Consider the following 12,947-nt stretch of genomic DNA (forward strand, 5'->3'; position numbering starts at 1 on the left):
GTCCTTGCGGGACGCCGAGCGCGCGGGCAAGCGCACGCGTTCCCCGTCGAACCATGAAAATCGACCACGAAAAAAAGGCCGACCCTTACGAAAAGGATCGGCCGGAAAAGTTTTTAGGAGAGGATGCCTGAAAGGCCCGATCCTTGTGCGACGCAGCATGATTCGCCGCAATTGCAAAAAAAACGAAGTGAATTGCATTTTGTGCAATCTACCCCGCGCATCGACTTATCTGGAGCAGGACGTAAGACGGGCGTCATGACGCTTCCGACCCCGCCGATCGCCGCCACCCGCCCGCACCAGTTCGAGCGTCACGGCGCTTCCATCTCCGATCCCTGGGCCTGGCTCAAGGATCCCGACTACCCCGACGTCGGCGACAAGGACGTGCTCGCCTACCTCGAAGCGGAAAACGCCTATTTCGAGGCGGTGATGGCCCCGCACCGCCCGCTCGTAGACCGGCTGTACGAGGAGATGAAGGCGCGCATCAAGGAGGACGAATCCTCGGTGCCGCAGAAGGACGGCGACTGGCTGTACTGGACCGCGTACGAAACGGGCGGCCAGTATCGCAAATGGTGGCGCCGCCCGGTCGGCGCGCCCGACGACGGTAGCGCCGACGTGCTGCTGCTCGACGAACCCGCGCTTGCCGAGGGCAAGGAATATTTCCGCCTCGGCGCGTTCGCGGTGTCGAACGACGCGCGCCTGCTCGCCTATGCGATCGACGACAACGGGTCCGAGCGTTTCACCATCCACGTCAAGGATCTCACGACCGGCGCGCTGCTGCCCGACACGATCCCCGGCATGCTGTCCGACATCGTGTGGACCACGGACGATTCGGCGTTCCTCTACGGCCTCGCCAACAAGGAATGGCGCACCGACAATGCACGGCTGCACGTGCTCGGCACCGATCCCGCCACTGATGTCGAACTCTATCACGAGGACGACGAGGGCTATCGCGTCGCCGTGTCGGAGACGAGCGACCGGCGGTGGATCGTCATCGCAACGGGCGATCACGTGACGAGCGAGGTGCGGCTCTATCCCGCGAACGATCCGCGTGCGGCGCCGATCCTCGTCGCGCCGCGCCAGGCGGGGCGCGAATATGACGTCGATACGCACGGCGACACGCTGTTCATCCACACCAACGACGTGAACCCGATGTGGCGTCTCGTCACCGCGCCGATCGCCAGCCCGGGCGAGTGGACCGAGCTGATCGGCCCGTCGGCGCATTTCTACATGACCGGCGTCGAATGCTACCGCGACTTCTTCATCGTTGAGGGGCGCGAGGACGGGCTCGATCAGGTCGCGATCCACCGCTACGACGCGCCCACGGTTCCCGAGCGCATCGCCTTTCCCGAGGCTAGCTACGCCGCCGGCAGCGGCGACAATCCAGAATACGATCAGACCGTCATCCGGCTCGGTTACGAATCGATGGTCACGCCCGGCACCGTCTACGATTACGACACCGCGACGAAGACGCTGGCGACGCTCAAGGTGCAGGAAATCCCCTCTGGCTACGACGCCGGAAAGTATCGCACCAAACGGCTGCACATCGCCGCGCGCGACGGCACGCAGGTGCCCGTCTCGATCGTCTATCCGGCAGATTTCCCGCGCGACGGCAGCCGCCCGCTGTTCCTCTACGCTTATGGTGCCTACGGCCACGCGATCCCGCCAGGCTTCTCGACCGGGCGCCTGTCGCTGCTCGACCGCGGCTTCGCCTATGCCATCGCGCACATTCGCGGCGGCGACGATCTCGGCCAGCAATGGTATCACGACGGCAAGCTCGACAAGCGCACCAACACCTTCAACGATTTCGTCGACGTCGCGCGCGGGCTGATCGCGGAAGGCTGGACCAGCGCTGGCCGCATCGCCATCGCCGGGCGCTCGGCGGGTGGCGAACTGATGGGTGCGGTGGTCAATTCCGATCCCGAATTGTGGGGTGCGGTGATCGCCGACGTGCCGTTCGTCGACGTGCTTAACACGATGCTCGACGAAAGCCTGCCGCTCACCCCGGGCGAATGGCCCGAATGGGGCAATCCGATCACCGATCCCGCCGCGTTTCAGCTGATCCGCAGCTACAGTCCGTACGACAACGTACGCGCGCAGGATTATCCGCCGCTGTTCATCTCAGGCGGACTCAACGATCCGCGCGTCACTTATTGGGAGCCTGCGAAATGGGCTGCGAAGCTGCGCGCGACCAAGACCGACGATAACGTCCTGCTGCTCAAGACCAACATGGGCGCGGGTCACGGCGGCAAGTCGGGCCGGTTCGAGAGCCTGCGCGAGGCAGCCGAAGAGCACGCCTTCGTACTGTGGCAGCTGAGCGTCGAGGCATGATGCTGCTCGCCGTGCTCGTGCAGGGTGCGGCGGCGCCAGCGGCAGCTCCGCCGCCAGTGGTCACGTCCGCGCCATCACCCGCGGCGGCGGCGATGGGCGAGCGGCTCGCGCGTAGCGGCTCGATCATGGCGCTGCTGCCGCTCGTCGCGGCCAAGGACACCGACGATCTCGTCGCGGCGCATCCCGACCTGTCGCCGGCCGAGCAGGCGCGGCTGCGCGCGACGGCGCGCACGACGCTCGCCGCCGGCATGGCACGGATCGAGACGGCGTTCGGCACCGCCTACGCCAAGCGGCTGACACTTGGCGAGCTGACCGCACTCGTCGCCGCGGCCGAGCGGCTTGAGCAGCAGCGGCTGCGCGCAGTGCAGCCGATGGTGATGGCGGAGGCGATCGCGGCGCTCGGCGCGCTCGATTTCAAGAAGGACGTCGCCGCCGCCTTCTGCCGCGATACCGGCAAGCTGTGTAAATGAGCATCGAGGCGATCGTCGCGCGCTGGGGCATCGCCGCCGTGTTCGCCGGCGCGATGCTGGAGGGCGAGACCGCGGTGGTCGCCGGTGGATTGCTCGCGCACCAGGGGCTGATCGCCTGGCCGTTCGCTTTTGCCGCTGCCGCGCTCGGCTCGTTCCTCGCCGACCAGGCGTTCTTCGCCGCCGGGCGGCGTTACCGCGACCGCGCATTCGTCCAGCGCTGGGTGCAAAAGCGCGCCTTCGCCAAGGCGCTGCAGCTGCTCGAACGCTATCCGATCGGCTTTATCTTTGCGTTCCGCTTCCTGTACGGCTTCCGCACCGTCAGCCCCGTCGCGATCGGCACCAGCCAGGTGCCCACCGCGACCTTCCTGCCGATCAACGCCGCCGCCGCGGTGCTGTGGGCCGCGCTGTTCACCGCGCTCGGCTATTGGTTCGGCGAGGCGGTGACCGAATTCGCCGGTCGCCTGCGCCCCAGCCGCCACACGCTGCTCGTCGGCGTCGCCGTCCTCGCCGGCGGCTTCGCGCTGTTTCAGCTGATCCGCTGGTGGCGCGCGCGATGAGCTTCGCCCAGCCGTTCACCGCCGCGCCGGACGACATCGACGAGCTCGGCCACGTCAACAACGCCGTCTGGGTGCGCTGGGTGCAGGAACTGGCGGTGGCGCATTGGGAAAGCGTCGCCCCGGCCGCACATCGCGACGCCTATGTCTGGGTCGTGACGCGCCACGCGATCGACTATCGCGGCAACCTCGGCCCCGGCGAGACCGCGACCGGCAAGACCTGGGTGCCCGAGGCGCCGCGCGGCGCGCGCTTCGACCGCCACTTCCGCTTCACCGACGCCGCCGGCAAGACATTGGTCGAAGGCGTCACCACCTGGGCGCTGCTCGACCGCGCCACCGGCCGCCTTCTGCGCGTCCGCCCCGACATCGCGGCCCCGTTCCTCGAACGCTAGCGCCGCGACACGCTCGCCTCGCCGCTATCCCGAATTGCGCAAGCCCGTCGCGATCGCGTTGATCGACAGAAGGATGCCCTCGCCGATCCGCGCATCCTCCTCGCCCGCGCGGTGGCGCCGCATCAGCTCGATCTGAAGCAGGTTGAGCGGCTCGATATAGGGCAACCGCAGCCGGATCGACGCGTCGAGCGCCGGATGCTTCTCGAGCAGGCGTGACTGGCCGGTAACGGCGAGCAGCCCGTCGTGCGTCTGCTGCCAATCGTCCTTGATCCGGCCGAAGATGCGCGCGCCCAGCTTCTCATCCTCGACGAGGCCTGCGTAGCGCTCGGCGATCCCCATGTCCGATTTCGCGAGCACCATCTCCATGTTGGCGAGCGTCGCGGCGAACAGCGGCCAGCCTTGCGCCATCTCGGCGAGCAGGCCCTTGTCGGCGAACCCCGCGATCGCCGGCCCGACGCCATACCATCCCGGCAGCATGACGCGCGCCTGCGCCCAGCTGAACACCCAGGGGATCGCGCGCAGGTCCTCGATCCGGTTCGATTTCTTGCGGCTCGCCGGGCGGCTGCCGATCTTGAGGCCGGAAATCTCCGCGATCGGCGTCATCTGGCGGAAGAAGGTACGGAAGCCTTCGGTGCCGTAGACGAGATCGCGATAGGCGCGGAACGCCGCATCGGACAACTGGTCCATCGCCGCCGCGAAGCTCTCGTTCTCGGCATTGGAGAGCGGCGCGGGCGACAGGCTGGCGAGCAGGGTGGCGGACGCGATCGCCTCGAGGTTGGTCGTTGCGCTCTCGCGCGTGCCGTACTTGCCCGCGATCACCTCGCCCTGCTCGGTGATCCGGATGCGGCCCTGCACCGTGCCCGGCGGCTGCGCGCGGATCGCGGCGAACGCCGATCCGCCGCCCCGCCCGACCGCGCCGCCGCGCCCGTGGAACAATTGCATGCCGACGCCCGCCGCCTCGAACACGGGCCTGAGCGCGGTCGACGCCTTCGACAATTGCCACGTCGAGGTCAGGTAACCGCCGTCCTTGTTCGAATCGGAATAGCCGATCATCACTTCCTGGTGGCCGCGCGCGCCGGCGATCGCCGCCACCGCGGGCAGCGCGAACCAGTCGGTCATGATGCCCGGCGCGGCTTCGAGATCCTCGATCGTCTCGAACAGCGGCACTGCCATCACCGTCGCGGTCGCCGGGTCGCCCGGCACGTAGAGGCCGACCTCTTTCAGCAGCAGATGCACCTCGAGCAGGTCGCTGACCGATTTGCACATCGACACGATATACTGGCGGATGCACGCCGGCCCGTAGGCGGCATGCGCGTCCGCCGCCGCCGCGACGATGGCGAGCTCGCCCGCGGTTTCCTCGCTATAGTCGATGAAGCGGCTGGTCAGCGGGCGCGCGGTCGCAAGTTCGCGTGTCAGCAGGTCGACGCGCGCCGCCTCGTCGAGCGCGGCATAGTCGTCGCACACCCCGGCGTGCGCGAGCAGTTCGGCGACGACGCGCTCGTGCACCGCGCTGTTCTGCCTGAGGTCGAGCGTCGCGAGGTGGAAACCGAACACCTCCACCGCGCGGATCAGCCGACCGATCGCGCCGCCGCTCGCCAGCGGGCCGTTGCCGAGCGGTCGCGCGATCGTGACGAGATCGGCACGCAGATCGTCGGGGCTGGCATAGGGCTCGGCCGCGCGGCTCGGGCGTGGCGGCGGGGTGCCGGTCAGCTTCGTGTAGGTCGCGGCGGTGCGCGCGTAGATACCCGACAGCGCGCGACGATACGGCTCGTCAAGGCGACTCTCGGCATCGTCGCCGCTCGCCTCGGCCAGCGCGATCACCGCCGCGTCGACCGCGGCATGATCGGCCGAGATCGACAGTTCGGAGCCGAGCGCGTGGAGCTGGTCGAGATAGAAGCCGAGCGCTGCGGCGGACGCCTTGGCAAGCGCGGTCTTTAGCGAGTCGGCGGTGACGAACGGATTGCCGTCGCGATCGCCGCCGATCCAGCTGCCGGGCCGGAGGAAGCCCGGAACGCGCGCACCCATCGCACGGTCCCAGCGCTGGTAGAGTGCGGGGATGACGGGGAGGAACACGTCGCGCAGGTAACTGAGCGCGGTCTCTACTTCGTCGGTAACGTAGAGCCGCTCGCGACGCAGCACGCGCGTCTGCCACAGCAGCGCGACCTGCCGCACGATCGCCTCGTCGATAAGGTCGCCCTCGGGCGTCTCGCGCGTACCGGCATCGCGCAGCGCCATCAGCGCGGCGATGCGGTTGCGGTGATCGATCATGCTCTTGCGGCGCACCTCGGTGGGATGCGCAGTGAGCACCGGTGCGATGAGGGCGTGATCGAGCAGCTTCGCGACCGCTGCCTTGTCGACGTCCTCGCTTTCCAGCCGCTCGAGCGCGCTGGCGAGGTCCGCGCCCTCCTCTGCCGCGATCCCCTGCCGGTCTTCGGCGAGGTTGGCGAGCATCGAGAAGAGCATGAAGCCGCGCACGAAATCGAGCGTCTCGTCGAGGGTAAGTGCGTCAAGGTGATGGTCGACCGGCGCGCCGCCGTCGCGGTGCCGCTCGACCGACGCGGCGCGGATCGCCTCGGTCGCCTCGAACAATCGCGCGCTGCCCAGCTCGCGAATCACGTCGCCGAGGATGCGACCGAGATAGCGGATGTCGTCGTTGTTGGTGACGGGGGGCAAAGTATTCATCGGGTCATGCTGCACCGCACCAGAAGAGGCGTCAACGCGCCCGCTTCTGCCACCGGTCAATTGCCCGCCGCTGCGCGCGCCGCGCGGGCGGCGGCGCGCGCCGCATCACGCTCCTTGCTCGTCACCGTGCCGTCCTTGTTGGCGTCCATCCGGTCGAAGCGGTCGAGCATCAGCTTGCCCCATTCGTCCGAACTGAGGCTGCCGTTGCCGTCCGTATCATAGCGGTCGAACCCGCCACGCAGCCACGGTGGCAGCTCGTCACGCACCAACCGATCGTCGCCGTTCTTGTCGAGCCGGTGAAAACGCCGCTCGATCGAGCCGCCGAAATCGAGCCGCGAGGTGACCGTCGGCGGGCGGTAATCGACGGCGGCGGCATTCTCGTCGGCGCTCGTCGTTCCCGTGCCGCAACCGGCGACCAGCGGGACGATACCCGCCAGCACGATCAACCCCCGCATGGACGCACTCCTCCTGTCGTTACGCGTCCAGCTCAACGTCCCAATACAGCCAATCGTGCCACGTCTGATGGAGATAATTGGGCGGAAAACTGCGCCCGTGTTCCTGCAGCTGCCAGCTCGTCGGGCGGATCGGCTCGCCGTAGAGGGGCATCGCCGCCTGCCTGGGGGTGCGCCCGCCCTTCTTGAGATTGCACGGCGCGCACGCGGTGACGACGTTCTCCCACGTCGTGCGCCCGCCCTGCGCGCGCGGCACGACGTGATCGAACGTCAGGTCGCGCTGGTCGGTGCCGCAATATTGGCAGGCGAAGCGATCGCGCAGGAACAGGTTGAAGCGCGTGAACGCAGGAAACTGCGACGGCTTCACATATTGCTTGAGCGCGATCACCGACGGCAGCTTCATCGCCTGGGTCGGGCTGCGCACCTCGCGCTCGTAATGCGCGACGATATCGACGCGATCGAGAAACACCGCCTTGACCGCGGTCTGCCACGGCCAGATGCTGAGCGGATAATAGGATAAAGGCGTGTAATCGGCGTTGAGGACGAGCGTCGGGCACGCCTCCGGGTGGCGGATCAGATCGGGATGGAACAAGCGCGCTCCCCTTCGATACCGTGTCGCCGGTGCATGTCGCGCCCGGCGGTGACGCCATGATGACAGCCGGCAAAACGCCGGGTCAAGGGGAGAGGATGCAATGACCGACACCAGCCAGGGCGCCGCGGGCGAGAGCGTGACCTACGCCGTCGCCGATCACGTCGCGACGATCACGCTCAACCGCCCGCACCGCCGCAACGCGCTGAACTGGGACGCTTACGCCAAGCTCGAGGCCGCGTTCCGCCGCGCCGTGATCGACGAGGACGCGCGCTGCGTCATCGTTACCGGCGCCGATCCTGCCTTCTGCTCGGGCGACGACGTCGGCGAGATCATGGCCGGGCCGGATGCCTTTGCTAGCCGCAAGGCGCCCCCCGTCGTGCGCCACCAGCCGACGCCGGCGGCGATCGCCGCGCTCGAGTGTGACAAGCCGGTCATCGCCGCCGTCAACGGCGCGGCGGTCGGCTGGGGGATGGAGCTCGCGCTTTACGCCGACATCCGCATCGCGTCGGACAGGGCGAAGTTCGCCGAGCTGTTCATCAAGCGCGGGCTGGTGTGCGACGTCGGCGGCTTTTACCGCCTGCCCGCGATCGTCGGGCCGGCGAAGGCCGCGGAGCTGCTGTTCACGGGCGACGTGATCGACGCGGCCGAGGCGGCGCGCATCGGGCTGGTGCGCGAGGTGGTGCCGCACGACGAACTCATGGCGCGCGCCCGCGATCTTGCCGGGCGGATCGCCGCCAACCCGCCGCTCGCCCTGCGCTACATGAAGGAGGGGCTGCGCCGTGCGGCGTACGGCGATGCGCGCGAGCTCGGCGGCTGGGCGATCGAGACGATCCGCCGCCTGATGGCGACCGAAGACCACAAGGAGGGCGTCGCCGCCTTCATGGAGAAGCGCGAGCCGCGGTTCAGCGGCCGCTGACGCGCGGGGGGGCAAGGCGAAAGGCAGCCCGCGCGCCTCTTGCCCCCGCCCCCGCCTGGCCGCACATCGCGGGCGTGATCGTCACCCGCTTCGCCCCCTCGCCCACCGGGCGGCTGCATCTCGGCCACGCGTACAGCGCGATCCTCGCGCATGATCACGCACGCGCACACGATGGGCGCTTTCTCGTCCGGATCGAGGATATCGACGGCACGCGCAGCCGCCCCGAGCATGTCGCGACGATCCTCGACGATCTCGCCTGGCTCGGCCTTGCATGGGACGGCGCGGTCGTGTTCCAGTCGGCGCGGCTCGCCGCCTATGCCGCCGCGCTCGACCGGCTGCGCGGCGCGGGGCTGCTGTACCGCTGCTACTGCACGCGCGCGCAAATCGCCGCCGCCAGCCTTGCCGCGCCGCACGGCGCCGAGCCGGTCTACCCCGGCACGTGCCGCAGCCGCGCCGACGATCCCGACCGCCCCTATTGCTGGCGGCTCGACATGGCCGCTGCCGCCGCGCAGGCGGGCCCGCTCGCCTGGACCGATCACGGGGAGGCGATCCGCGCCGATCCGCGCGCTGCCGGCGACGTCGTCCTCGCGCGCAAGGACGCGCCGGCGAGCTACCACCTTGCCGTCACCATCGACGATGCGTCGCAGGGCGTCACCGACGTGGTCCGCGGCGTGGACCTGTTCGCCGCCACCCACGTCCACCGACTGCTCCAAGCGCTGCTCGACCTGCCGACCCCGGCCTATCATCATCACCCGCTGCTGCTCGGCCCCGACGGGCGCCGGCTCGCCAAGCGTGACGGCGCCCCCGCGCTTGCCGACCTGCGCGCACGCGGCGTCGATGGCCGGGCGGTCGCCGACGATCTTCGCCGCGGACGGCTTCCAAACCCCGGCGGCGATGCCTAGATAGGGCGCATGCAGACGTTTCTGGTGATCCTCCTCGTCGCAGCCATGATTGCGACGCTCGTTGCCCTGATCCGCGGCATCGTCGCTTTCCTGAAAAGCGCGAGCGACGAGGCGCACGGTATCAGCACCGGCGGCCCGAGCGCGAGCCAGCTCAAGTCGAACCGCATGATGCAGCAGCGCATCCTGTTTCAGGCGCTGGCGGTGCTGATCGTCGTCGTCCTGCTGTTCGCCGCCGGCCGTACCTGACACCGCTTCGTTCCTGACGAACCTTGGTCAAGCTCAACAAGATCTACACGCGCACCGGCGACGACGGGACCACGGGCCTTGTCGACGGTAGCCGCGTGTCGAAGGCCGATCCCCGGATGGAGGCGATCGGCGATGTCGATGAGGCGAACAGCGCGATCGGCGTCGCGATCGCCAGTCTCGCCGATCATCCGATCACGGCGGAACTGTCGCGCATCCAGAACGACCTGTTCGATCTCGGTGCCGATCTCGCGACGCCAGGCGATGATTTCACGCCGTCCGCCATGACGCTGCGGATCGTGCCCGCGCAGGTCACGTGGCTCGAGCACGCGATCGACGCGATGAACGACGGCATGGCGCCGCTCACCAGCTTCATCCTGCCCGGCGGCGCCGCGGCATCACTGCATCTCGCGCGCGCGATCGTGCGCCGTGCGGAGCGGGCATGTGTTTCAATTCACGGCCCGATCAACCCCGCGGCCCTGATGTACATAAATCGCCTGAGCGATTATTTGTTCGTCGCGTGCCGCTTGGTGAACCAACAGGGCTCGGCAGACGTTCTGTGGATACCTGGGGGTTCGCGCTAGCACCAGCCGGCGGATTTCCCGCATCCGGCCTGCCGTTCGCGTTCCGATGAGAGGAACAGGATGCAGGTTCAGCCAGCGTCGGCGTCGGACGAACTCGCGGCGCGCTACACGAAGGTTCGTCGTCTCAGCGAAGCGCTCGTCGCCCCGCTCGGCGATGCCGACGCGACGGTCCAGTCGATGGACGATGCGTCGCCGGCGAAATGGCATCTCGCGCACACCAGCTGGTTCTTCGAGACGTTCATCCTTCGCGATCACGTCGCGGGCTATCGGCTGCACGATCCACGCTTCCCGTTCCTGTTCAACAGCTATTACGAGGCGGAAGGGCGGCGCCACGCACGCGGCCGGCGCGGCATGATCACGCGCCCGTCGCTCGATGAAGTGCTTGCCTATCGTGCCGCGGTCGATGCGGCGCTGGTCGCCGCGCTACCCACTCTCGGTGAGGAGGCGCGAACGCTCGTCGCGCTCGGCTGCCATCACGAGCAGCAGCATCAGGAGCTGCTCGTCACCGATATCCTGCACCTCTTCTCGGAAAACCCGCTCGAGCCCGCGATCTGGCCCGCCGCGCGCAAGGTGCCCGTCGCCGTTCCTGAGCCGATCGGCTGGATCGCCCGCGACGAGGCGATCGTCGAGGTGGGGCACGACGGCGCGGGCTTCGCGTTCGACTGCGAAGGGCCGCGCCACCGCGCGCTGGTGCCGGCGCACCGCATCGCCGACCGCACCGTCACCAACGGCGAGTGGCAGGCGTTCATCGCCGACGGAGGGTACGGCGAACCGCGCTGGTGGCTCGCCGATGGCTGGGCGTGGGTGCAGCGTGAAGGCATCAGTGCGCCGCTCTATTGGGAGGAACGCGACGGCACCTGGACGCGCTTCGGGCTCGATGGTCGCCGTCCGGTCGATCGCGCCGCACCGGTGACGCACGTTAGCTTCTACGAGGCGGATGCCTATGCCAGTTGGGCCGGCGCGCGGTTGCCGACCGAATTCGAGTGGGAAGCCGCCGCCGCCGCGTACGACGCCGCCGCGGGCAACCAGCTCGACCGCGCCGGTGCGATCGAACCCCGGCCCGCAGGCAACGGCCCGGCCTTCTTCGGCGACGTATGGGAATGGACCGGCAGCGCCTATCGCCCCTATCCCGGCTTCGCCGCCGCGGAAGGCGCGGTGGGCGAATATAACGGCAAGTTCATGAGCGGCCAGTTCGTGCTGCGCGGCGGATCGTGCGCCACGCCGCGCGGGCACGTGCGCCCCTGCTACCGCAACTTCTTCTACCCCCATCAGCGCTGGCAGTTCACCGGCGTCAGGCTGGCCAAGGATGCCTGACACAGCGCTTCGCGAAAGGACGCCAATGCTCAAGCCAGAGATCGAGGACGGCCAGGCGTCGCTCGCCGACCCGCAGTTCCGCGCCGACGTGCTCGCCGGGCTCGAACGCCGCCCGCGGGCGATCCCCGCGCGCTGGTTCTACGATCATCGCGGGTCGCAGCTGTTCGAGCAGATCACTGAGCTGCCCGAATATTATCCGACGCGCACCGAGACCGCGATCCTCCAGCGGATCGCACCCGAGCTTGCGCGACTCGTCCCCGCCGACGCGGCGCTGGTAGAGTTCGGATCGGGCTCGTCGACCAAGACGCCGCTGGTGATCGATGCGATGAAGCCGTCGGCCTATGTGCCGATCGACATATCGGGCGATTTCCTGCGCGAATCCTCGCGCGCCTTGTCGGCCGCCTATCCCGATCTGTTCGTGCTGCCGTTCGAGGCCGATTTCACCCGCGCGCTCACCTTGCCCAAGACGATTGCGGCCGCGCCCAAGCTCGGCTTCTTTCCCGGCTCGACGATCGGCAATCTCATCCCGCACGCCGCGGTCGATCTGCTGCGCGCGATGCGCGGTTCGCTCGGGCTCGGCGCGCATCTGCTGATCGGGATGGACCGGATCAAGGACGCCGACGTGCTGACGCGCGCCTACGACGATGCCGCCGGGGTGACCGCGGCGTTCAACATGAACCTGCTCGGCCGGATCAACCGCGAGCTCGACGGCACCGTGCCGCTCGACTCCTTCGCGCATCGCGCCCGCTGGAACGACGATCGCGCGCGGATCGAGATGCATCTGGAGGCGCTGCGCGACGTCGCGTTCGAGGTCGAGGGACGGCCCTTCGCGATCGAAGCGGGCGCGACGATCCACACCGAGAACAGCCATAAGTATGGCCCGCGCGACGCCCGCATTCTGCTGCGCGCGGGCGGGTGGACGCCGGTCGCCGAGTGGACCGATCCCGACGGGCTGTTCGGCGTCTACCTCGCCGAAGCACAGGCCGAACGCCCCGCCCCCTAGGAGCCGAGCGATGAGCGAGACTGCCGAGCGTGACGATCCCGAACTGTGGGAAAAGGTGAAGGCGCGCGTCACCGCCGGTGCGAAGGGCGGCAAGAAGGGCGAATGGTCCGCGCGTAAGGCGCAGCTCGCGGTCGCCGAATACAAGAAGGCGGGCGGCGGCTACGTCGGCAAGAAGGACGCCGACAACAGCCTGCATGAGTGGACCGAGGAGGAGTGGGGCACCAAATCGGGCAAGAAAAGCGGCGAAACGGGTGAGCGCTACCTGCCCAAGAAAGCGCGCGCGGCGCTGAGCAAGGAAGAATATGCGCGCACCACCGCCAAAAAGCGCCGCGATAGCGCCAAGGGCAAGCAATTCTCCGATCAGCCCGCCGATGTTGCGGAGAAGACCGCGCGCTATCGCGACCGCGGTGGCAAGCCGACCAAGGCCGATCTCCTCGCCGAGGCGCGCGAGCGCGATATCAAGGGCCGCTCGACGATGACCAAGGCGGAGCTCGCCGCGGCGCTCGGCAAGTAGC

14 protein-coding genes are annotated in these 12,947 nt (G+C 68.5%); 11 read left to right on the forward strand and 3 right to left on the reverse strand.

What is annotated here, in order from left to right:
• Positions 1-255 precede the first annotated feature (255 nt).
• From F1C10_RS11880 to F1C10_RS11895, 4 genes are read left to right on the forward strand one after another with little or no spacing between them, the layout of a single operon-like run.
• Positions 256-2,328 carry a S9 family peptidase gene (locus tag F1C10_RS11880; RefSeq protein ID WP_185206431.1) on the forward strand — a complete coding sequence of 691 codons (2,073 nt, stop codon included), beginning with the start codon at positions 256-258 and terminating at the stop codon, positions 2,326-2,328.
• Entirely contained in the window at positions 2,325-2,798 is a 474-nt protein-coding gene (locus F1C10_RS11885; protein ID WP_219729750.1) for a hypothetical protein, read from the forward strand. Before F1C10_RS11880 ends, F1C10_RS11885 begins: the two co-directional genes overlap by 4 nt.
• Entirely contained in the window at positions 2,795-3,355 is a 561-nt protein-coding gene (locus F1C10_RS11890) for a DedA family protein (protein WP_185206435.1), read from the forward strand. Before F1C10_RS11885 ends, F1C10_RS11890 begins: the two co-directional genes overlap by 4 nt.
• Complete coding sequence (locus F1C10_RS11895) at positions 3,352-3,744, forward strand: thioesterase family protein (protein WP_185206437.1); 393 nt, start codon at positions 3,352-3,354, stop codon at positions 3,742-3,744. Before F1C10_RS11890 ends, F1C10_RS11895 begins: the two co-directional genes overlap by 4 nt.
• A 24-nt stretch (positions 3,745-3,768) precedes the next feature.
• On the opposite strand, the gene ppc is transcribed toward F1C10_RS11895, so the two are convergent.
• The 3 genes from ppc to F1C10_RS11910 are packed head-to-tail and all read right to left on the reverse strand — an operon-like array spanning position 3,769 to position 7,470.
• A complete protein-coding gene (gene ppc / locus F1C10_RS11900) occupies positions 3,769-6,426 on the reverse strand; it encodes a phosphoenolpyruvate carboxylase (protein ID WP_185206439.1) in 2,658 nt (885 codons plus the stop codon).
• Between the two features lie 56 nt (positions 6,427-6,482).
• On the reverse strand, positions 6,483-6,881 hold the full coding sequence (locus F1C10_RS11905) for a hypothetical protein (protein ID WP_185206441.1): 399 nt from the start codon (positions 6,879-6,881) through the stop codon (positions 6,483-6,485).
• Positions 6,882-6,900: 19 nt separating this feature from the next.
• Entirely contained in the window at positions 6,901-7,470 is a 570-nt protein-coding gene (locus F1C10_RS11910; protein ID WP_185206443.1) for an HNH endonuclease, read from the reverse strand.
• Between the two features lie 100 nt (positions 7,471-7,570).
• On the opposite strand from F1C10_RS11910, the gene F1C10_RS11915 reads away from it, so the two are divergent.
• The 7 genes from F1C10_RS11915 (at position 7,571) to F1C10_RS11945 (ending at position 12,946) form a co-directional block, all read left to right on the forward strand.
• Entirely contained in the window at positions 7,571-8,386 is an 816-nt protein-coding gene (locus tag F1C10_RS11915) for an enoyl-CoA hydratase/isomerase family protein (RefSeq protein WP_185206444.1), read from the forward strand.
• A gap of 65 nt (positions 8,387-8,451) precedes the next feature.
• Positions 8,452-9,288: a tRNA glutamyl-Q(34) synthetase GluQRS gene (gene gluQRS, locus F1C10_RS11920; RefSeq protein ID WP_185210212.1), complete on the forward strand. Its 837-nt coding sequence runs from the start codon at positions 8,452-8,454 to the stop codon at positions 9,286-9,288.
• A gap of 9 nt (positions 9,289-9,297) precedes the next feature.
• The gene (locus tag F1C10_RS11925; RefSeq protein WP_185206446.1) at positions 9,298-9,534 is read left to right on the forward strand and encodes a twin transmembrane helix small protein; all 237 of its coding nucleotides are present in this window, start codon (positions 9,298-9,300) and stop codon (positions 9,532-9,534) included.
• A 23-nt stretch (positions 9,535-9,557) separates the two neighbouring features.
• On the forward strand, positions 9,558-10,115 hold the full coding sequence (locus tag F1C10_RS11930; RefSeq protein ID WP_185206448.1) for a cob(I)yrinic acid a,c-diamide adenosyltransferase: 558 nt from the start codon (positions 9,558-9,560) through the stop codon (positions 10,113-10,115).
• Between the two features lie 60 nt (positions 10,116-10,175).
• Positions 10,176-11,429: an ergothioneine biosynthesis protein EgtB gene (gene egtB / locus F1C10_RS11935; protein ID WP_185206450.1), complete on the forward strand. Its 1,254-nt coding sequence runs from the start codon at positions 10,176-10,178 to the stop codon at positions 11,427-11,429.
• 25 nt (positions 11,430-11,454) lie between these two features.
• The gene (gene egtD, locus F1C10_RS11940; protein ID WP_185206452.1) at positions 11,455-12,432 is read left to right on the forward strand and encodes an L-histidine N(alpha)-methyltransferase; all 978 of its coding nucleotides are present in this window, start codon (positions 11,455-11,457) and stop codon (positions 12,430-12,432) included.
• 10 nt (positions 12,433-12,442) lie between these two features.
• Entirely contained in the window at positions 12,443-12,946 is a 504-nt protein-coding gene (locus tag F1C10_RS11945; RefSeq protein ID WP_185206454.1) for a hypothetical protein, read from the forward strand.
• Position 12,947: the final 1 nt, after the last annotated feature.

This window comes from Sphingomonas sp. NBWT7 (genome assembly GCF_014217605.1).
Classification (GTDB): Bacteria; Pseudomonadota; Alphaproteobacteria; order Sphingomonadales; family Sphingomonadaceae; genus Sphingomonas.

Coding starts and splice junctions, on each gene's coding strand:
- egtD (WP_185206452.1), top strand. CDS start 11,455: ATGCTCAAGCCAGAGATCGAGGACGGCCAGGCGTCGCTCGCCGACCCG.
- F1C10_RS11895 (WP_185206437.1), top strand. CDS start 3,352: ATGAGCTTCGCCCAGCCGTTCACCGCCGCGCCGGACGACATCGACGAG.
- F1C10_RS11945 (WP_185206454.1), top strand. CDS start 12,443: ATGAGCGAGACTGCCGAGCGTGACGATCCCGAACTGTGGGAAAAGGTG.
- ppc (WP_185206439.1), bottom strand. CDS start 6,426: ATGAATACTTTGCCCCCCGTCACCAACAACGACGACATCCGCTATCTC.
- egtB (WP_185206450.1), top strand. CDS start 10,176: ATGCAGGTTCAGCCAGCGTCGGCGTCGGACGAACTCGCGGCGCGCTAC.
- F1C10_RS11885 (WP_219729750.1), top strand. CDS start 2,325: ATGATGCTGCTCGCCGTGCTCGTGCAGGGTGCGGCGGCGCCAGCGGCA.
- F1C10_RS11925 (WP_185206446.1), top strand. CDS start 9,298: ATGCAGACGTTTCTGGTGATCCTCCTCGTCGCAGCCATGATTGCGACG.
- F1C10_RS11905 (WP_185206441.1), bottom strand. CDS start 6,881: ATGCGGGGGTTGATCGTGCTGGCGGGTATCGTCCCGCTGGTCGCCGGT.
- F1C10_RS11880 (WP_185206431.1), top strand. CDS start 256: ATGACGCTTCCGACCCCGCCGATCGCCGCCACCCGCCCGCACCAGTTC.
- F1C10_RS11915 (WP_185206444.1), top strand. CDS start 7,571: ATGACCGACACCAGCCAGGGCGCCGCGGGCGAGAGCGTGACCTACGCC.
- F1C10_RS11890 (WP_185206435.1), top strand. CDS start 2,795: ATGAGCATCGAGGCGATCGTCGCGCGCTGGGGCATCGCCGCCGTGTTC.